General features: G+C 40.7%; 20 protein-coding genes, 1 tRNA gene and 1 pseudogene. 2 read left to right on the forward strand and 20 right to left on the reverse strand.

Annotation, left to right across the window (positions count from 1 at the left end; all coding sequences use genetic code 11):
• Positions 1–37 precede the first annotated feature (37 nt).
• From F542_RS08565 to F542_RS08610, 10 genes are all read right to left on the reverse strand, one after another.
• Positions 38–355, reverse strand: coding sequence for a DUF2322 family protein (locus F542_RS08565; protein ID WP_015431892.1), 318 nt, complete (start codon positions 353–355; stop codon positions 38–40).
• 15 nt (positions 356–370) lie between these two features.
• The gene (gene ftsN / locus F542_RS08570) at positions 371–1,222 is read right to left on the reverse strand and encodes a cell division protein FtsN (RefSeq protein WP_025267319.1); all 852 of its coding nucleotides are present in this window, start codon (positions 1,220–1,222) and stop codon (positions 371–373) included.
• Between the two features lie 96 nt (positions 1,223–1,318).
• A complete protein-coding gene (thiQ, locus tag F542_RS08575; protein ID WP_025267320.1) occupies positions 1,319–1,957 on the reverse strand; it encodes a thiamine ABC transporter ATP-binding protein in 639 nt (212 codons plus the stop codon).
• A complete protein-coding gene (thiP, locus tag F542_RS08580) occupies positions 1,954–3,543 on the reverse strand; it encodes a thiamine/thiamine pyrophosphate ABC transporter permease (protein WP_025267321.1) in 1,590 nt (529 codons plus the stop codon). Before thiP ends, thiQ begins: the two co-directional genes overlap by 4 nt.
• 45 nt (positions 3,544–3,588) lie before the next feature.
• Complete coding sequence (gene trkA / locus F542_RS08585) at positions 3,589–4,965, reverse strand: Trk system potassium transporter TrkA (protein WP_025267322.1); 1,377 nt, start codon at positions 4,963–4,965, stop codon at positions 3,589–3,591.
• Between the two features lie 15 nt (positions 4,966–4,980).
• The gene (gene rsmB, locus F542_RS08590) at positions 4,981–6,303 is read right to left on the reverse strand and encodes a 16S rRNA (cytosine(967)-C(5))-methyltransferase RsmB (protein WP_025267323.1); all 1,323 of its coding nucleotides are present in this window, start codon (positions 6,301–6,303) and stop codon (positions 4,981–4,983) included.
• Positions 6,303–7,277, reverse strand: a complete 975-nt coding sequence (fmt, locus tag F542_RS08595) for a methionyl-tRNA formyltransferase (RefSeq protein ID WP_015431886.1) — start codon at positions 7,275–7,277, stop codon at positions 6,303–6,305. Before fmt ends, rsmB begins: the two co-directional genes overlap by 1 nt.
• A 36-nt stretch (positions 7,278–7,313) precedes the next feature.
• A complete protein-coding gene (locus tag F542_RS08600) occupies positions 7,314–7,739 on the reverse strand; it encodes a universal stress protein (RefSeq protein ID WP_015431885.1) in 426 nt (141 codons plus the stop codon).
• 81 nt (positions 7,740–7,820) lie between these two features.
• Entirely contained in the window at positions 7,821–10,466 is a 2,646-nt protein-coding gene (locus F542_RS08605; RefSeq protein ID WP_025267325.1) for a TRAP transporter permease, read from the reverse strand.
• Between the two features lie 161 nt (positions 10,467–10,627).
• Positions 10,628–11,590 (reverse strand): TAXI family TRAP transporter solute-binding subunit, encoded by a 963-nt coding sequence (locus F542_RS08610; protein ID WP_025267326.1) that lies wholly within the window; start codon positions 11,588–11,590, stop codon positions 10,628–10,630.
• Between the two features lie 151 nt (positions 11,591–11,741).
• Here F542_RS08610 and F542_RS08615 point away from each other — a divergent pair, with 151 nt between their 5' ends.
• Positions 11,742–12,368, forward strand: a complete 627-nt coding sequence (locus F542_RS08615) for a YigZ family protein (RefSeq protein ID WP_025267327.1) — start codon at positions 11,742–11,744, stop codon at positions 12,366–12,368.
• Between the two features lie 29 nt (positions 12,369–12,397).
• On the opposite strand, the gene F542_RS08620 is transcribed toward F542_RS08615, so the two are convergent.
• The 10 genes and pseudogenes from F542_RS08620 to F542_RS08660 form a co-directional block, all read right to left on the reverse strand.
• Positions 12,398–12,474 (reverse strand) — tRNA-Asp (locus F542_RS08620).
• A 65-nt stretch (positions 12,475–12,539) separates the two neighbouring features.
• Positions 12,540–13,310, reverse strand: a complete 771-nt coding sequence (gene dnaQ / locus F542_RS08625) for a DNA polymerase III subunit epsilon (RefSeq protein ID WP_015431881.1) — start codon at positions 13,308–13,310, stop codon at positions 12,540–12,542.
• Positions 13,311–13,397: 87 nt separating this feature from the next.
• Complete coding sequence (locus F542_RS08630) at positions 13,398–14,819, reverse strand: sucrose-specific PTS transporter subunit IIBC (protein WP_015431880.1); 1,422 nt, start codon at positions 14,817–14,819, stop codon at positions 13,398–13,400.
• Between the two features lie 234 nt (positions 14,820–15,053).
• Complete coding sequence (locus F542_RS11235; protein WP_025267328.1) at positions 15,054–15,239, reverse strand: zf-HC2 domain-containing protein; 186 nt, start codon at positions 15,237–15,239, stop codon at positions 15,054–15,056.
• 1 nt (position 15,240) lies between these two features.
• On the reverse strand, positions 15,241–15,807 hold the full coding sequence (locus F542_RS08640; protein ID WP_015431879.1) for a sigma-70 family RNA polymerase sigma factor: 567 nt from the start codon (positions 15,805–15,807) through the stop codon (positions 15,241–15,243).
• A gap of 53 nt (positions 15,808–15,860) precedes the next feature.
• Positions 15,861–16,571: an HvfC family RiPP maturation protein gene (locus F542_RS08645; protein ID WP_015431878.1), complete on the reverse strand. Its 711-nt coding sequence runs from the start codon at positions 16,569–16,571 to the stop codon at positions 15,861–15,863.
• Between the two features lie 9 nt (positions 16,572–16,580).
• Positions 16,581–17,480: an HvfB family MNIO-type RiPP peptide maturase gene (locus F542_RS08650; RefSeq protein ID WP_172635297.1), complete on the reverse strand. Its 900-nt coding sequence runs from the start codon at positions 17,478–17,480 to the stop codon at positions 16,581–16,583.
• 180 nt (positions 17,481–17,660) lie between these two features.
• The gene (locus F542_RS11260; RefSeq protein ID WP_429946372.1) at positions 17,661–17,729 is read right to left on the reverse strand and encodes an HvfA family oxazolone/thioamide-modified RiPP metallophore; all 69 of its coding nucleotides are present in this window, start codon (positions 17,727–17,729) and stop codon (positions 17,661–17,663) included.
• 27 nt (positions 17,730–17,756) lie between these two features.
• Positions 17,757–17,984: pseudogene (locus tag F542_RS11240) on the reverse strand (HvfA family oxazolone/thioamide-modified RiPP metallophore); the annotation flags it as partial.
• A gap of 72 nt (positions 17,985–18,056) precedes the next feature.
• The gene (locus F542_RS08660; protein WP_015431875.1) at positions 18,057–18,512 is read right to left on the reverse strand and encodes an HvfX family Cu-binding RiPP maturation protein; all 456 of its coding nucleotides are present in this window, start codon (positions 18,510–18,512) and stop codon (positions 18,057–18,059) included.
• A gap of 227 nt (positions 18,513–18,739) precedes the next feature.
• On the opposite strand from F542_RS08660, the gene F542_RS08665 reads away from it, so the two are divergent.
• Positions 18,740–20,077, forward strand: coding sequence for an anaerobic C4-dicarboxylate transporter (locus F542_RS08665; RefSeq protein ID WP_015431874.1), 1,338 nt, complete (start codon positions 18,740–18,742; stop codon positions 20,075–20,077).
• Positions 20,078–20,184: the final 107 nt, after the last annotated feature.

Here is a 20,184-nt window from a genome sequence, read left to right on the forward strand (position 1 = left end):
AAAATAGCACACTAAAACTATATGAATAAATTACAGACTATTTAGCAATAGGATTTAAACGATATTGCAGTTGGTCTGACACAACCGCTAATAGCAAATCAATATTTGGATGCTTACCTGGGAATTGTTTCGCGTCATGAAGATGTTCGGCAAACCAAACTAACCCTTGCTCTGCACTTTTTTGATTAAGCTGTCCTGAGAATTGCTCTGCAAGCGCATTATACAATTTTAATGAGCCTAATTTTCCCTCAATTGCAGGAATATGATGAATAACTTGTCCTTCTGCATCAAGCACATCTAATCCGGCTAAATGTTCAACACTAGGAAATGTGGCTAAAAAATCTTTAAATTGCATAGTTATCCTTAAAAATTACATACCTACAATTAAACACTCTGCAACACTGCGAGCATTTGCTTGAGCTTGTGAAGCTGCAGCTCTATCACCAATTGGCCCCACAACTACACGGTTCCACTCACCATTACTATTAATTCTGGCATTATAACCAGCCATAGCAAGGCGTGCCTGCATATTCTCAGCTTGCGCCTTGTTTTTAAATGCACCACATTGCAAACCAAATTTACCAATCACTTTCGGGGCTTCATTAGCTGGCTTAGCAACAACCTTAGTCGCATTAGACTCTTTAACCTGTGCCACTTCCTTAGCTTTTTGTGCCTGCAAGTCAGCAGCTCTCTTCGCATCTTGCTGTTTTCTTAATTCTGCCTGCTTACTCTTTTCTTCTGCGGCTTTTTGTTCTGCCTGCGTTTTCGCTTCAAACTCTTCAGCAGTTAATGCAACCACTTTTTTATCTTGAGCATTTTGCTCTACTGCATTGATATTAGGCTGCATTTGCTCAATTTGAATATTTTCTTTTAGCTCTGCTAATGCTTGTTTACGTTTTTCTTCTTCCTGCAAGCGCTGTAATTGTTGTTCCTGTTCTCGGGTTAATTGAGCAATTCTCGCATTCTTATCAACAGGAACTTCACGCGTTTCTAAATCACGGATATAACTATAAATCTCCGCAGGAGGTGTCGGGAGCTCGCTTTTTTGTGGCTGAATCGCAACAGGCTGGGAAATTTCTGTTTTTACTGGTTCTTTCGAGCTTAATAACATTAATGCTAAAGCGCTCATCCCCAATAACAACAAAACAATAATTAAAATCAGCAATTTATTTACGCTTTTACCCGACTTTTTTGAACGAGCAGCATAATCACGGTTTGGCACACTATTCCTCACTATCGTATAAACAAAAAATGAATTTTGAAATAATACTGAAAAAAGATTTATTTGACTAGCAAGAAACAGCAAACTTGCATAAGTTTACTTTTCATGTGTCATAATTTTCCCTGCATCAAGCAAGATACGACGATGAAATAATGCACGACTTTCATCAAATTGGTGAGTAACCATTAACAGTGTTAAATTCCTTTCTTCACACAAATTTGCTACCAATGTTTGCAATTCTGAACGCCGTTTCGGATCTAATGCTGAGAATGGCTCATCTAATAGCAAAATGGGTTTATCTCTAAGTAAGGTTCTTGCCAATGCTACACGCTGTTTTTGCCCGCCTGAAAGCTGATCCGCTCGGCGTTTTAATAGTTCCGCAATGCCCATCTTCTCGGCAATTTCCACAATCTGAGCTTGTTGTTGAATACTAAAACGCAAACAAGGCACTAATGCCAGCCCAATATTCTGCTCAACACTTAAATGTTCAAATAAATTATTATCTTGAAATAACATTGAAACTGGGCGTTGGGCAGGTTCTGTCTCCAAATGCTCTTCTCCATTTAAACGCAAATAACCACGATTTGCTTGCTCAAACCCCGCAATTAAGTTAAGTAATGTACTTTTTCCTGCGCCGCTCTCACCTAAAACTGCGACTCGTTCGCCTTTTGCAACTTTTAGCTGAAACTGCATGGGCATACCTGGGTAATCGAATTCCAAATTTAAATCAATCATAAACTCCCTTTTTGTTTTATAGCCAAAAATGGTAGTAAAGCACAAAGTAGTAGCAGTAATGCTGTAACTGCCGCTTCTTCTGTACGATAATTACCCAGCTGCTGATAGAGTAAATAAGGCAATGTCGCGAAATCTGGGTTGCCAAAAAATGCAATAATGGTAAAACTGCCTAAACTTGCAGAAATAGCTAATGCAAAGGCTTGTGCAAGCGGTCGAATTAACGCATTTTTTTCCACAATCCACCAACGTTGAAAACCTTTTAATCCTAGACTTCTTGCTAGCTTATCGCGGTTTTTCAAACTCTGCCACATTGCTGAGAATATCAAATGATAGATAAATGGCAGCAACGTTAAACCATTACAAATGCCAATCAAAAGAATTAACTGCCATTGATTTAAGTCATGCCACATTAGCAGTAAAAATAAGCCGACAGATAATAAAAACACCGGCAAAATCAGTGGTAGAGTCACCACACTGCTTAAAATACTTTGCCAAACTTTTTGTTGATGATAGACAAGTTGCCGATGTTCTAAGGCTAACAGATAGCTTACACCTACAGCTGTGATACCTGAGATTAAAGCGAGTAGCAAGGAGAACCACACTGCCTGCACTAAATCGAATGCAAATAAACGCTGCCAGTTTAATGCGGAAATGCCACGCAAAACCACATTCAATAATGGCACAAAAATCATTGTGCAGATCATTAGTAGAAAAATAGCAGATAAGAAGCGCTTAGTCCCTTGCGGCGCTGCTCGCCAAATTGTATCGATCACTGCTTTTGAACGTTGTTGTTCAAAGGCACGGCGGCTTGCCCATAACATCAATAACTGCAACAGTATACCGATTGCCACTTGCACTAAAATTAAGATTACTGCTTTTGCAAAATCAAACTCAAAAGTCACCGCTTGATAAATTGCTACTTCTAACGTGCTATATTTCGGCCCTCCGCCAAGCATGAGCACAATCGGGAAACTCGTAAAACAGAGTAAAAAAACCGTACCAAATGCATAGGGCAAAATGCCACTTAATACTGGCAATTCCACAATACGAAAATAGTGCCAGCCGGTTAAATTTAGCTGAGCAGCTAATTGGTGACTACTACTCGGAATAAGATTTAAACCTTCAAGGCAATATTTCATAACAAGTGGGATATTTAAGAATAGGTGTGCCAAGACAATACCTTGCAAACCATAAAGCGAGAAATGCCATTCCAATCCAATTAGCCGCCAGCATTGCGCAAGCCAACCATTGTTTCCCCATACGCCAATCAAAGCAAAAATTACAATCAAGGCGGGCAACGACCAAACAAAAGCGAGAAGTTTATAAAGAAGTGCTTTGCCTTTAAAAGGAAGGTAAAAAAAACTGCGCGCCGTGAGCAATCCAAGTAAAGTCGCAGAGAGCGCTGAAATCAATGCTTGTCCTGCGCTATATTGCACAATCCGCCATGTTTCAGCCAATGACCAAAAGGTTTCATCTGTACGATGAGTAAATAGCCCCCAAAGGCTAAAAGCATAAAGCGCAATGATCGCGAGATAAAACGACCATGCAGAAAAACGCCTGAACTTTGCTGAAATTGGATTGGACATGAGATTCTGACAAGCGGTATAAAATAGGCAAAAATTTGCAAAAGGCTATAAGAAAAACACATTCGGCTGGAACAATTTTTCAATCTCTACCGACTGTTTTTTATCGTTTACAAACACAATGACGTGATCGCCTTCTTCGATCACAGTGGATTTATGCGCAATCATCGGCACGCCATTACGCACAATCGCCCCAATAATTGCCCCCTGTGGCAGTTTCACATCTCGAATCGCTCGCCCAACCACTTTTGAGGTTTCATAATCCCCATGGGCAATCGCTTCAATACCTTCAACCATCCCTTGTTTAAGCGAGGCAACTCGTACAATATCGCCTTTACGAACATGACTTGAAAGCGCAGAGATCGTTGCTTGCTGCGGAGAAATCGCAATATCAATCGTTCCACCTTGAATTAAATGCAAGTAAGAAATACGCTGTACTAGCACTATCGCTTTTTTAGCGCCAAGTCGTTTGGCGAGTAGAGAAGACATAATATTCGCCTCATCATCACCTGTCATGGCCAAAAACAGATCGATATTTTCGATATGTTCTTCAAAAAGTAATTCCTGATCCGATGGATCGCCACACAAAACCAATGTTTTCGACAGTTTTTCTGCCAATTTCTCCGCTTTAGCTTGGTTAGGTTCAAGCAATTTGACACTACATTTTTCCTCTAAAGCCTGTGCCAATGCAGTGGCGATATTCCCTCCTCCTACGATCATCACTCGTTTATGTGGTTTTTCTAGGCGTTGTAACTCTGACATCACCGCCTTAATATGATGGCTTGCGCAAATGAAATAGACTTCATCACCTGCTTCAATAATCGTTGAGCCTTGAGGTACAAAAGCTTTGTCATTACGAAAAATGGAAACAATACGAGCCTCAATATGCGGTAAATGATCATTTAATGCCGATATTGGGTAGCCAACTAAAGGCCCCCCATAGTAAGCTTTTACACTCACAAGGCTCACTAAATCATTGGTAAAGTGGGCAACTTGCAACGCACCGGGGTAATCGATCAAACGGAGAATTTCCTGAGTCACCAACACTTCTGGGGCGATAATATGGTCGATAGGTAAAACTTTATCATTAAATAACGCTTCACGTTCTCGCACATAATCTGGATTTCGGATACGCGCAATTTTGGTCGGAATATGAAATAGCGTATAAGCAATCTGACAAGCAACCATATTGCTTTCATCACTATCTGTTACTGCAACTAACAAATCCGCATCACTTGCCCCAGCCTCACGCAAAATACGAGGTGAAGCCGCATTTCCTTTGATCGCTTGTAGATCATTTTTATCACGCAGTTTATCTAGGCGAATCTGATCATTATCAATAATGGTAATATCGTTATCGTTACTCGCGAGATTTTCAGCAAGGGTTGATCCGACTTGACCTGCTCCAAGAATGATGATTTTCATAGGAATTTCTTTTTACTATAACGTTGTTGGCTCATCTATATTGACTGCTACTTTCACTAATTTTGCATAGAAAAATCCATCACCGCCGTTTTCACTTGGAAAAAATTGCTTGGTTGTGGTTTTTTCAAAGCCAAAGTCCATTTCAGCTAAACGAGCATTTGGCGTATTTTCAATAAAACGCCGGATTTGCTCATCATTTTCTTGTGGCAAAATCGAACAGGTCGCATAGAGTAACACGCCATTAGGTTTTAAGCGTTGCCATAATGCATGAAGAATTTTTGCCTGTAGCGCCACAAGCTCGCTAATATCACGCTCTTGGCGAAGCCATTTAATATCTGGGTGACGGCGGATTACCCCCGTTGCCGAGCAAGGTGCATCAAGCAGAATTCGATCGAACATGAGCCCCTCTTCCAACCATGTTTCAGGCTGGCTAGCATCACCACAAATCACCGTTGCTTGCTGCCCTAAACGTTGTAAATTTTCGCTCACTCGCTTTAAGCGACTCTGCTCGATATCTAATGCGATAACATTCGCCTTAGGCGCTAACTCTAAAATATGGGTCGTTTTCCCCCCTGGGGCGGCACAAGCATCTAAAATGCGTTCGTCATTTTTTGGCTCAAGTAAGCTTGCCGACCATTGTGCGTGAGCATCTTGCACGGTTGCCCAACCTTGCTCAAAATGTGGAAGTTGGCTGACGCTCACTGGCTTTTCGAGCAAAATCGCACAGCTTGGTGCAGTACAAGCGGTCTCTTTAGCGGAATTTTTTACCAAATCGCCCAGTAATTCACCATAATTTTCTGTAGTGGAATACTGTGGATTAACTCGAATCCACATCGGTGGACGTTGATTATTTGCTTCCACAATATCACGCCAATGTGGATAGCTTGTTTTAAGCTGATTAACTAACCATTCAGGGTGGAGTGTCTGCCAATGCTTATCTATTTTGGCTAAAATTTGCTCTCTTTCACGCAGAAAACGGCGTAATACGCCATTTGTCAGCCCACGAAAACTGTCTAATTTCAGTGTTTTAGTGGCATTCACCACCTCATCTACCGCTGCAAATTCAGGCACACGCATATAGAGTAGCTGATATAACCCAACCAATAATAAACAATGCACCAAACGGGTTTTGCCTTTTAACGGCTTACTGACTAATAATTTAATGATCTGTTCTAGACGCGGTAGCACGCGACATACCCCAAAGGTGATCTCTTGTACCAAAGGGAGATCTTTACTTTCAACCTGCGCTTCAGGCAACAACGCTGAAAGCGATTTCCCTTCGTCTAGTACTTGTAAAATGATCTGTGCGGCAACCGCACGGGCGGATTGTTTTTTCATTAAATTGTTTGTCCTACTTTAAACCAATCCCCTCGTCCATTCAGGAAATCCTGCACACTCATCGGTTTTTTACCCGATGGCTGCAATTGAGTAATGTTGAGAACGCCATCTACTGTTGCAATTTGAATACCCGTTTTATCTACATTTAAAATCGTGCCGACTTTTGCATTTTGATGTGCAAAAACCACCGCTTGATACACTTTAATACGCTCTTCTTTGCCATCAACGGTTAAATTAAGATAAGCAATAGGCGCAGGGTTGAACGCTCGAATATTACGTTCCAACTGCTCCGCTGGCAAATTCCAATCTAATAACGCTTCTTCTTTACTTAATTTATCCGCATAGTTTGCCAACTCATCTTGCTGTTTCTCTGGCACAAATTTGCCGCTTTCTAAGTTATCTAACACCTCAATCAGTGCTGGAGGAGCAAGCTCTGCAAGTTTATGATAGAGCGTTGCTGAGGTTTCATTTGGCTCAATTGGCGTATAAACTTTATGTAACATATCACCAGTATCTAAACCAATATCCATCTGCATAATCGTTACGCCAGTTTCTTGATCGCCAGCCCAAATTGCACGTTGAATCGGGGCTGCACCTCGCCAACGAGGTAAAATTGAGCCATGCACATTCAAGCAACCTAAACGTGGCGCATCTAATACCGCTTTTGGCAGAATCAAGCCATAAGCCACCACTACCATCACATCTGCATTCAGTGCTTGCAATTCAGCCTGAGCTTCTTCTTTGCGTAGTGATTTAGGCTGATAAACAGGAATGTTATGTTGTTCTGCCAACTGTTTTACAGGGCTTGCTTGTAACTTCTTGCCGCGCCCCGCTGGTTTATCCGGCTGGGTATAAACTGCAATCACATTATGCTGTGAATTTAGTAGTGCTTGAAGATGGGTTGCTGCAAAATCAGGCGTACCTGCGAAAATGATATTTAATTTTTTTGCCATAATCTGTAATAAAAATGCCATTCTGAAAGAATGGCATATTGTATCTTAAAAAAAGACCTAGCGCAGAACTAAAACTGGTCGGTCAGTGTTACGTGCCACTTTTACAGTATTCGCACTTAAACCTTTCGCATTTGGTTTGCTGCTGGCTAGCATAATAATCAGATCTACATTTTTCTGTTCAGCAATTTGATTGATCTCTTCATAAATCGTGCCATGTGCCACAATGTGCTGGACTTTTGCTCCTGCGGGAAAATTCGCTTGAGTAAAAGCATGCAGTGCTTTATTCGCCTCCGCAACTACCGATTTATCAAAATTTTTCGGTAAAAATGCGGAGATAAAGCTGTCATCCATTGGCTCAATAATAGTGACTACACGATACACAGCATCAGGGCTATGTGCGGTTAATTGCTGTGCGGTTTCTACCACATATTTGGCTTGCGTTAGATTACTCAGATCTACCGCGAGAAGAAGATTTTTATACATTTTTTCTCACTTATACTGATGAGGTTAAATAACAAGCGGTCTATTTTGCAAAAAAATATGCAAAACAAACCGCTTCCTGAATTATTCCATTTTTCTACGGCGACGTTGATTCCATGCTACGCCAAAGGCAAGTAATAATGCAGGAATAAACATCAGCTCTTTGGGTAACGAATTCTGCGGAACCATCACGTCCAAAATCGTTTGATCCCAGTTTAAGCCTGCTTTTGCTGCCGGCGAATCCATCGCCACATTATCAATTAGAATCTTAGCTGTGGGTTCACCATCAATATCGATCGTCTCACCGGTATCTAAAAGTTCTAATCCTAACGCTTGTAGGCGAGCTTCACCTGTTTCCCCTTCTGGAACGGTAAATTGTGAATAAAATTCGATCTCTTTACCATAAGGGTTCATTCCTGATACTTTAAGTTTCATGTTCTGCCCAGCGGGGGTACTCGCAAGCTCTTGTACCAAGGCTGATGGTGCAATATGGCGTTCGGCAGGCGATACATATTCCATAAAGAAACTCGGGCTAAATAAGGTAAATGCCGCTAAAATCAATGCAAAAGTTTCCCACAGCTTATTCTTGGTAAAGAAAAAGCCCATCGTTGCCGCTGTAAAAATCAAAATTCCGATGGTTGCCGTGATAAAGACTAATAATCCTTTTGCCCAGCCTACATCAATTAATAATAAATCGGTATTAAAGATGAATAGGAATGGCAAAATTACCGTTCTCAAGCTGTAGAAGAACGCCTGCATCCCTGTTTGAATCGGACTACCACCAGAAATGGCTGCCGCTGCAAATGAGGCAAGCCCCACAGGTGGGGTAACATCAGCCATAATCCCAAAATAGAACACAAATAGATGCACGGCAATCAGTGGTACGATTAAGCCATTCTGTTTACCAACTTCGACAATCACTAATGCCATCAATGATGACACCACGATATAATTTGCCGTAGTCGGTAACCCCATACCGAGAATCAAGCTGAAGATTGCCACTAAAATTAGCATTAACAGAATGTTGCCCATTGAGAGCATTTCGATAATGCCTGCAAGCTGTACCCCAAAACCCGTAAGCGAAACTACACCGACGATAATACCTGCAGTAGCGGTAGCGATACCAATACCGATCATATTTCTCGCCCCGGTTTCCAAACCGTCAATCAAATCTTGCAGACCTTGTCTTGCAAGTTGGAATTTATTGCCATTATCTTGACGGAAGAAACTCAATAATGGGCGTTGTGTTACCAAAATGGCTGCTAAAGTGAGTGTTCCCCAAAATGCAGATAAGCCCGGTGACATTTTTTCTACCATTAAGCACCACATTAGCACAATCACAGGTAGCAAATAGTGCAACCCTGCATTTACTGTCGGCTTACGGCGTGGCAATGTGGCAACTGGCGAATTTGGATCGTCTAATTCTAAATCTGGGAACTGTGCTACTCGGCGAATAAGCACTAAATAAAGCACAGCAAGAATAGAACACACAATCACAAAAGCGAAATCAGGGGTGATGGATTTGATCCAACCTAAGCCAAACTCCACCCCAATCGCAAGTAATACTGCGACCAAGATGTAACTCACCATTTTTAATAACGTGATTAAAATTGGACTAACAGGTTCAACACGTTCTAAGCCTTTTAGCCCTAGCTTTTGTGCTTCTAAATGCACGATATAAACCAACGCAATATAAGAGATAAAGGCAGGTAAAAAGGCATGTGTGATCAATTGGCTATATGGCAAATTGACATATTCGATCATTAAAAATGCCGCCGCCCCCATAACAGGAGGCATAATCTGTCCATTTACGGAAGAGGCGACTTCAACCGCACCAGCTTTTTCTGGGCTTAAGCCAACACGCTTCATCATTGGAATAGTGAATGTCCCTGTTGTCACCACGTTAGCAATCGAAGAACCAGACACTAAGCCCGTTAAACCTGACGAAACCACAGCAGCTTTCCCTGGGCCACCACTAAAGTGTCCAAGATAGGCAAAAGCAGTTTTGATAAAGTAGTTTCCTGCACCGGCTTTATCCAGTAACGCACCAAATAATACGAACAGGAAAACATATTTTGTCGATACCCCAAGGGCTACACCAAATACCCCTTCGGTAGTGATCCACTGCTGGTTGATAATTTGGTTCAGCGTACCTGAACGATGGCTGATAATCCAGCTGGTTGGTAAGAATTGCCCAAAATAGTTATAAAGTAGAAACACGCCTGCAATAATCACCAAAGGTAAACCTAAACTGCGGCGACAAGCTTCAAGCAGAAGTAAAAGCCCTAAGCAACCTGCAATAATATCTTGAGTAATAGGCGCACCAAAACGCGTCACTAAGCCTTCATAGAAGAAAATATAGTACGCCCCAAGAAATGCACCAAGGGTAGCAAATAGCCAATCGTGATAAGGCACGCGATGCTTCGGTGAGGTTGCAAATGCAGGGAATGAGAGATAAGCCAAAAATAAGGCAAAGGCTAAATGAATTGAACGTGCTTTCGTATCATCAACCACCACATTCAGCTCTAAGCCCGCATTACGCACCACTTCCTGCAACCAGAATGGAAATGGTGAAGTGTAATAAAGTTGAAATAATGACCAAATTATTGCGGTAACGACAATCAGTTTTTTCGTAAACCCTGTTGGGTTACGCCCTCCTGCATCATTGGAGGCAACCATATCCTGTAGATCATCGTAGTTTGCCGTTACTGAATTTTCCTTAACAGACATAACACTTTCCTAAAAATGAGAAAAACAAGCGGATCGTTTTTGCCTATATTTTGCAAAAAATCATCTGTTTTAAACCGCTTGTAAGAAATGAAACGAGAGATCTAGGAACAGCGATTAAGCTGTTCCTAGAGGTGAGCTAATGCTCGAGAACTTAGAAAAGATTATTCAATCCAACCTTTTTCTTTATAGTAGCGTGCTGCACCTTCGTGAAGAGGGACAGAGATCGCATTTTTGATCATTTCTTCTTGTTTTAAGTTTTCAAATGCTGGGTGTAAACGTTTAAAGCGATCGAAATTATCGAATACTGCTTTTACCACCGCATATACTTTATCTGAATCAACATCGCTAGAAGTCACCAAGGTCGCATAAACCCCAAAAGTCTCGGTTGGTTCATCTGCGCCTTTATATAACCCACCTGGAATAGTCGCTTTAGCATAATATGGATTCTCTGCAACTAATTTATCAATTGCCTCACCCGTTACAGGCACTAATTTTACATCGCAAGACGCTGCCGCTTCTTTTAATGCTCCATTTGGGTGACCAACGTTATAGGTAATCGCATCAAGATTGTTATCACACATTGCCGATGCCATTTCTGAGGCTTTTAATTCTGAGGCGACTTTAAACTCTTTTTCCGTCCAACCTTTTGCATCTAAAATGACCTTCATTGTTGCACGCGTACCCGAGCCAGGATCACCAACATTCACCCGTTTCGCTTTTAAATCATCAAAGCCATTGATATTCGCATCTTGACGCGCCATGATGGTGAATGGCTCTGGGTGAATCGAAAATACTGCACGTAACTTTTCATTTTTCTTACCATCAAAGGAGCTCGAACCATTATACGCGTGGAATTGCCAATCTGATTGCGCAATACCTAAATCACGCTCGCCTGCTGCAATCGAATTTAAATTATCAACAGATCCACCTGTCGAAGGGGCATTACATTTTACATTGGTGGTTCGGGTATCACGATTCACTAACTGACAAATTGATTGACCAACAACATAATAAACGCCTGTTTGCCCACCCGTACCGATGGTAATGAATTTTTCGTCTGCCTGAGCAGACAATGCTGTTGAAGCTAAGGTTGCAACTAAAGAGAGTTTCAACAATTTTTTCATCTTAATGCTCCTTATATTTTAGAAGAGATAAAATAGCGTTTCCCACTTTTTGGGAAAAAACGCTATAGATATACTCGACTTTTCAGCGCTATGCAAACGGTTTATCATAGAAACATGATTTTGTTCACAGATATTTAACATACTAAACAAGATGGAATACTTTATCCCAAAGCAACAAGTCATTTTTGAAGAAGAAATCAAAAAAAGCCGTTTTATCACCTATGTTCGCCCCACAAATGGCATATATGAAGCCAAAGCATTTTGGGCAGAAATTAAGGCATTACACCCACAAGCCCGCCACCACTGTTGGGCTGCAGTAGCTGGCGCACCAAACGATGGGCAGCAATATGGATTTTCCGATGATGGAGAACCCTCCGGTACAGCAGGCAAGCCGATGCTTAATTATTTACTGGGGTCTGGATTAGGTGAAATTAGTGCGGTGGTAGTACGCTACTACGGAGGGATTTTACTAGGTACAGGCGGCTTGGTTAAAGCCTATGGCAATGGCATACAACATGCGCTATTGAATGTTGAAAAAGTTCGCAAAGTTTTACGTCAAAACTACCGCTTGCAATGCGAATATGACCAATTTAATAGCTTACAACATTTGCTTGCAGAACAAGACATTGAAGTAGCTGAACAGCAATTTAGCGATAAAATTACGCTACTATTAGCAATAAATCCCGCGATTCTAGTAGAGTTTCAGCAAACATTAACACAACGATTTGCAGCAAAATTAGTTTTAGAAAAGCAAGAAAAAGAAAAAGCCTTCGAATAATCGAAGGCTTTAGCTCGTATTAAATAAATTGGCGGAACGGACGGGACTCGAACCCGCGACCCCCTGCGTGACAGGCAGGTATTCTAACCAGCTGAACTACCGCTCCGTGAAACGTGATAAATAATAAAGGCTTATACTCTGTTCGTCAAATCTTTTTTATGCTATTCGCATTTAATGTTGCACATCTCTCTCTTCTGCCACTCGAGTAAGCCATAAGCAATTTCCTTTCGATTTCTTCGTCAGCAACTCTAAATATTGATTATGCGCTGCTAACTCTTCATCATCTAATGCCAACGTAACAAGTCCTGTATTATCCAGCACACTATAATGTTCTTCGGCCATCGCAGATAGTCCATTATCTGCCTGATCTTGTTCATCCTCACCAAGCAATGCTATCTGTCCGCCTGTCATCATGAGGAAAACATCAGCAAGAATTTCCGCATCCAGTAACGCGCCGTGCAAAACACGCTTACTATTATCAATGCCTAAACGACTACACAATGCATCTAAATTATTTTTCTTACCAGGATACATTTTGCGTGCGAGTTGTAAACTATCTGTCACAATACACATTTCCGCCGTTTTTGGTGGAGGGTTTGGTAAAAATGAAAACTCATGATCCATAAAACCAACATCGAAGGGTGCATTATGAATCACCAATTCTGCTCCTTTGATGAAAGCAACAAATTCATCCACGATTTCAGCAAATGTGGGCTTATCTTGTAAAAATTCATTGGTAATGCCGTGTACTTGGATAGCTTCTTCTTCAACCAAACGAGGTGGTTTGATATAAACATGGAAAGTTCGTCCGGTTAAACGGCGATTAATTACTTCAACAGCCCCAATCTCAATAATGTTATGCCCAATATGCGGTGCACCACCAAAGTTCATTCCTGTGGTTTCTGTATCTAGTACCACCTGACGAATAATCTGCTCGCTCATACTATTATCCTTTATCAAAATTTACGGAATTATAGCCTAAAAATAAAAAAGCCCCCAGAGGGGACTTTTTAGATGAATTTTACAAAATTACGCTTTTGCATTTGCACGTTTAACCATAATCACAGATAAGCTAAATGCAACAATAAATGAAATAGCCATACCAATTGAATACATAGCAAGGCTATCTGGTTTAATTGATGGTACACCTAAGAAACCAGCAGCACCCAATGCTTGCGCTTTTACATTAAAGAAGGCAATAAATGCACTAGATAAACCTGAACCAATCATTGCAGCAATAAATGCTTGACGATAACGTAAGTTTACCCCGAACATGGCAGGTTCTGTAATACCTAATAGCGCAGAAATCCCAGATGGTACAGCTAAACCGCGAACTTTCGCATCTTTTAATGCAAACGCCACGCCTAAACACGCTGCACCCTGTGCAATATTAGACATTGCAGCAATAGGGAAGATAAATGTACCACCTGATAATACCATATTAGAAAGTAATTGCGTTTCAACGGCAATAAAGGTTTGGTGCATACCGGTGATAACAATTGGTGCATAGAACGTACCAAATACACCACCACCAATAAAGCCTAAGGTATCATATAACCAAGTTAGACCTTGTGTAATAAGATCACCTGCTTCACGTCCTAATGGACCAATCACGGTAAAGGCTAATACCCCAGCAATGAAGAGTGAGAACATTGGTGTAACAAGGTTATCTAAATAACTTGGCACAAATTTACGGAAAGTTTTCTCAAGTGTCGCTAATACCCAAGCAGATACTAACGTTGGAATAACAGTACCTTGATAACCCACACGTTCAATTTCTAAACCTAAAACATTCCAATATTTGATTTCACCTTTGGCGAGTGTTAAGGCATAGTTCCAACCATCAGCTAATGCAGGGTGAACTAACAACATACCGAGCGCAGCCCCTAAGAATGGGTTACCACCAAATTTACGCGTTGCAGAGAAACCTAGTAATACTGGCAAGAACACGAATGGCGCATTTGCAATAGTATTGATGAAATCAACAAGATCCGCAATATTTGGATAACGGCTCACGACCGATTCGCCTTCCCAGAAGAAACCGTTTGCCGTCAGCATTGAGTGAATACCCATTAAAAGACCGCCCGCCACAATAGCAGGGATAATCGGTACGAAAATATCGGCAAGGCCTTTCACTAAGCGTTGTAACAATGGCTGATTTGCAGCACCCGCTGCGGCAACTTCAGAAGTACTCATATCGCCAATGCCCATCTGTTTTTGCATTTCGGCATGGACTTTATTGACTGTTCCTGAACCAAAAATAATTTGGTATTGACCAGATGTTGAGAATTGGCCTTTCACACCGTCAATATTTTCAATTGCTTCTTTATCTACTTTGCTTTCATCGGCAAGTGTTAGACGTAAGCGAGTGGCGCAGTGTGCAAGCGTTGTGATGTTTTCTTTGCCCCCAAGTTTTTCAATCACTTGTTGAGCGATTTGAGGAAAGTTCATAAGTTCACCTATATACTCGTAGAAAGTTAAAAAGTAACCGATTGCATTCTAGCTAAAACGTTTTAGTAAAGAAAGGGAATTTTGCTAAAACGTTTTAGTTTTGTAATCTAGATCACATTTTTAGCAGATTTAGCAAAATAAACAAGCGGGTGAATTTTATAAAAAAATTACAAAAATCAAAGGGTTAGACCTAAAATCAGTCTAACCCCTTATTTTACTTTATTTAGCGCTATTTTACTCTTTCGAGTTATGTTCAGCGAATTCTTTCATCATCTGATCAAGTAATTGATTATTTTTCGCGAAGCCTCTACATCTACTACACACCATTAAGTGAACTTTAAGTTGCAATTGCTGTTTAAAACGCAATTTTTGTTCACAGTGTAGTGATAATAGCTGAGTAGCTTCTTTACAATTTAACATGTTATTCTCCAAACCATTTCTGGGTTAAGCAGACTTGCAGTTGTAATCTAGCACGATAAAGTAAGGTATGCACATTAGCGCTTGATATTTCACACGCTTGGCAAATTTCTGCAGTATCCATCTCTAAATGGCTACGCATCATAAATACTCGCGCTTGCATGGTCGGTAGATTACTCAAACAAGATTCAAACACTTGCCAAAATTGCTCGGAATAAACTCGCGAATCACACTGCCGCCATTCACTCGAATGATAAAGATCATCATTCCATTCCCCATCAGAGCGGAAAAGTTTTTCGCTGAGATCATTATCATCCTCTTCAAGTAATTCTGACACAATGATTTCTCTATTTTTACGTCGTAGTAAATCAATGATTTTATTTTTCAAAATAGCAAAAATCCATGTTTTTAATGCTGCTTGTCCTTTAAATGAATCTGCATATTTATAAGCACTAACAAAGGCTTCTTGTACAGCATCTTCGGCTAATTCACTATTTTTAAGATGAAGTGTAGCAAATTTCACCATTTGCAAACGGATTGTTTCTAATTGGGATTGGGGAATTGTTTTCATTATTCTCTCTTTATTCTTTTACTTTTCTTTGCCTGTGCAAAAAAAGTAACAAATCAACACGGGTAAACTACCTCCGCATTTACCCATTTTTGCCAAATCTGCCTTAAAACCATTTTTAAGGCAGAATTTTGCTCAGTAAATGCACTTAATTCATCCAGTAATCCATTCAGAGAATTTGCCTTTTCTTGTAAAGAGGTCAAAAGAAAGAAATCCAATTCTTCTAAAGTTTGGTAGTAAATGCCAAATTCGCTATCTCGCCAGATCAGCACATAAGTCGGCGCTTTTTCAAATTGTTGAAAACCACTATGCAGAAAATTTACCCCGTACTGGCGCAACTCTGCTGCACCGGAAAATTGCATAATAGTATCGTTATCCCATTCGAATTCGGCAGGCACATTAGCCATCGCGACTTCTACGGCAAGTTGGGCGTTTTCAAAATCCATGAGAGCTAACAAATGCGGCTCAACACACTGCGTTTCTCGACAAAATACTAAGAATTCAGCGGCAATATCTTGGAAAAAAGGCGAGTGTGCTTTGCCTTCACGCACAAATTTCTCTTTGATTGCCCACCAATCTTCGGCACTTAAATGCTTTGCTAATTCCACATAGCAGCGATCAATAAAACCCAGTGTATTATTCCGAACTAAACGTGCATACACTCCCAAACGTTGCGGCAAGATATTACCACTCATTAAGCTAACATCATTATACCGAATCGCATTGGCAAATTCTGTTTGAGTTTCTTTTAATGATTTCTGTAACATAACTCACTCCTACTTGGCATATTTCTGCTGTAATGCCGCAATATGCTGAACTTCCCCAAGCAATTCTTGAAATGGCGGAAAATTGAAATCTCGTTCCAATAATGTCGGTGGAATATGCGGTAAACACTCATAGGTGTATGCCAATAAATCCCATACGCTTTTCTGCACCGTTTCGCCGTGTGTATCCACCAGCAAAGTCGGCAGATGACGTAACTCACCTTTCACCTTATTAAATGACTCTCCCTCTGTCATTCTCACGGCCTCTGCCGCACCATGTTCTTCATCGTGCCCAGCGATATGAATATAGTCCACCCGTTTTTTATCCACTTTATCTACAAACACAAAGGGATCTAATAGGCCGTGATTAACCCCATTCACATAAATATTATTCACGTCCAAATGGATACCACAATCGGCTTCCTGTGCAATGGCATTAAGAAATTCCACTTCGTTCATCGTACTTGTCGGTGAATGGAGATAATAGGAGGTGTTTTCTAGCGAAATCCGCATACCAAGATAATCTTGCACTTGCTTAATACGATTTGCCACATGATGTACAGCTTCATCAGTAAATGGCATTGGCAATAGGTCATACAAATGTCCTTCGCATTCGCAGTAACTTAAATGATCGGAAAAAAAGAAGGAATTATACTGCTGTTGCATGGTTTTAATTCCTTTGAGCAATGTCATATCCAATGGTGCTTGCCCACCTAAAGAGAGCGATAACCCATGAATAACCAAAGGAATTTTCTCCGCGACTTTATCAAAGTTATAACGCGCCTGACCGCCCATTTTGAGCCAGTTTTCCGGCGCGACCTCCATAAAATTGATAACACTATTATCTGTTAAATTTAAAAAACCATCCGCTAAATCACGGCGATAGCCCAAACCTGCACCTTGAAATTTCAGCATTATTGTTCCTTTAATAATTTGCAAAAAATAGAAAGATTTTGACCGCTTGTAAACCACCTCACTATCCCCACTTTTTTCAATAAGAAGTAAACTACCTTCTGATAAAAAATGGCGAACATGATGTCTCCTTTGAAAATTTACCCCCTCTTTGAAAAAGAGGGGGTTGGGACTTAAAGATTACTTACTGGCGCCACACTTACCTTCGCCACATTTTCCCTCTGCCGCTTTTGGTGCTGCAGGTTTCATTGCTTTTTTATTACTGTCAGTTGCTGTCGCACCACATTTGCCTTCGCCACATTTTCCTTCGGCTGCCTTCATACTGTTTGCTGCGCCACACTTACCTTCACCACACTTACCTTCAGCGGCTTTGGTTTCACTTGTCGCACCACATTTTCCTTCACCACATTTCCCTTTCCCTTCGGCTGCTTTGGTTTTCATCATTTTGGCTTCCATTACATGCTCAGTCGCATGAGTTTCTGCATTTACATTTGCTGTTGCCATTGTTAATGCACCGGCTAGTGCCATTAAAGTTGCTTTTTTCATGAAAAATTCTCCATAGTGTTGAGTTCAAAATTAAAGGAATTTCAACCAAGATCTGCTTGGCTGTTTTTTCTGTAACAGAAAATCAAGAGATAGTGCTCCAGCACCTTGCATTAATAGCGGCAATAACGTGACCAAATAAATTAATGCCATTTTGTAACCATTACTACATACGTTGTAGCCTAATCCTGCGTGTACCGAATACCAGGCTACTGAAGTTAAAATCATCAAACTGATAGCACTGATGCGAGTGAATAAGCCTAGAATAAGCAAAATAGGTAAAAATAGTTCAGCACTCATCGCTGTAAACCAATTCAGATCGGCGGGTAATAAATTGAAAGGAAAAGGAAAGTTATCCTCAATCGCAGAAAACCAGTTTTCACCATGTAGCTTTTCCCACCCCGCCTCAAAGAATTCATAGGCAAGAAATAAGCGTAAAACCAGTAAACCAGCTCCTTGGGTAACATTTTTGACAGTGTAACAAGACATAAAAACTCCAAAATTGTGATAATGGAGCATTAGACGGACAAGTAGTTAAACTCTAACAAGAAGTTGTAAAAAAATTTGCATAAAATTGTTATTAGGATAGTATGTTAATTTTTTGTAAACAGAAATTAATTCAATAAAAATTTGATTTAAATAAAGTTTGCCCCTTTTGTGAATAACATAAGCTCGCTAGAATTTATGCTATCTTTTTTATATTTTATGAGGTCTATATGCTCTATCTTGAATTTTTATTCTTGTTAGTAATGCTCTATATTGGTAGCCGTTATGGCGGCATCGGTTTAGGCGTAGTTTCTGGTATCGGTTTGGCAATAGAAGTATTTATACTGCGTATGCCATTGGGCAAAGCCCCTGTCGATGTGATGTTAATTATTCTGGCAGTAGTGACTTGTGCTTCTATTTTAGAAGCCGCTGGTGGTCTAAAATTTATGCTACAAGTTGCCGAAAAAGTGCTACGCAAAAACCCTAAGCGTATTACATTTTTAGGGCCTTTAGTCACTTACATTATGACGTTTATGCTTGGTACCGGTCACTCTGTTTACTCTGTTATGCCAATCATTGCAGATGTAGCATTAAAAAATAAAATTCGCCCTGAACGCCCAATGGCCGCAGCCTCTGTCGCTTCACAATTAGCCATCACCTCTAGCCCGCTCTCAGCTGCCGTAGTTTATTATCTCGGTCAAATTAGTGGCTTACCAGGTTTTGAACATGTTAGCTTACTAAGCATTATTGGGGTTACAGTGCCTGCAACCCTTGCTGGTACGATTGCTATGTCGCTCTATAGCTTACGTCGAGGAAAAGAATTAGAAAATGACCCAGAATATCAACGCCGCTTGCAAGATCCTGTATGGCGTGATCGCATTGCTAATACAACCAGCACCACATTAAATGACACCTTACCTGCAGGGGCAAAACAAGCGGTTTATCTCTTCTTACTTGCACTAGTAGTGATTGTGGCTATCGCAATGTTCCCTGAAATTCGTACCGTAGGCGAAGGTGAAAAAGTGAAACCTATTGGTATGTCATTAATCATCCAAATTATGATGCTCTGCTTCGGTGGCTTGATTCTCATACTAACCCGCACGAATCCTCAAACAGTTCCAAATGGTGTAGTCTTTAAATCAGGTATGGTAGCGGCTATTGCAATTTTCGGAATTGCGTGGATGTCCGATACTTATTTCCAATATGCAATGCCACAATTTAAGGCTGGTATTACAGAGATGGTAGAAAACTACCCTTGGACTTTCGCTTTCGCGCTGTTTGCCGTATCGGTAGTTATTAACAGTCAAGCTGCAACTGCAGTAATGATGTTGCCTGTCGGTATCGGCTTAGGTTTACCTGCACCGTTATTAGTTGGTTTAATGCCTGCAACTTACGGCTACTTCTTCATTCCAAACTATCCATCTGATATCGCAACAGTAAACTTTGACGTAACAGGTACGACTAAAATTGGTAAATACTACTTCAACCACAGCTTCATGGCGCCTGGTATTATCGGCGTAGTAACAGCATGTGTGGTTGGTATTGCTATCGCCAATGTGCTTATTTAAGGTCTAGCTAGGCTTAATAAGCAGAGCCTGCCTAAATCTCAAAATGAAAAACGCCAATTGCATATTTGTAATTGGCGTTTTTGCTTTAGTAAGCGGTCGATTTTACG

Origin of the sequence: Bibersteinia trehalosi USDA-ARS-USMARC-188 (genome assembly GCF_000521725.1) — a bacterium.
GTDB classification, from domain to species: domain Bacteria; phylum Pseudomonadota; class Gammaproteobacteria; order Enterobacterales; family Pasteurellaceae; genus Bibersteinia; species Bibersteinia trehalosi.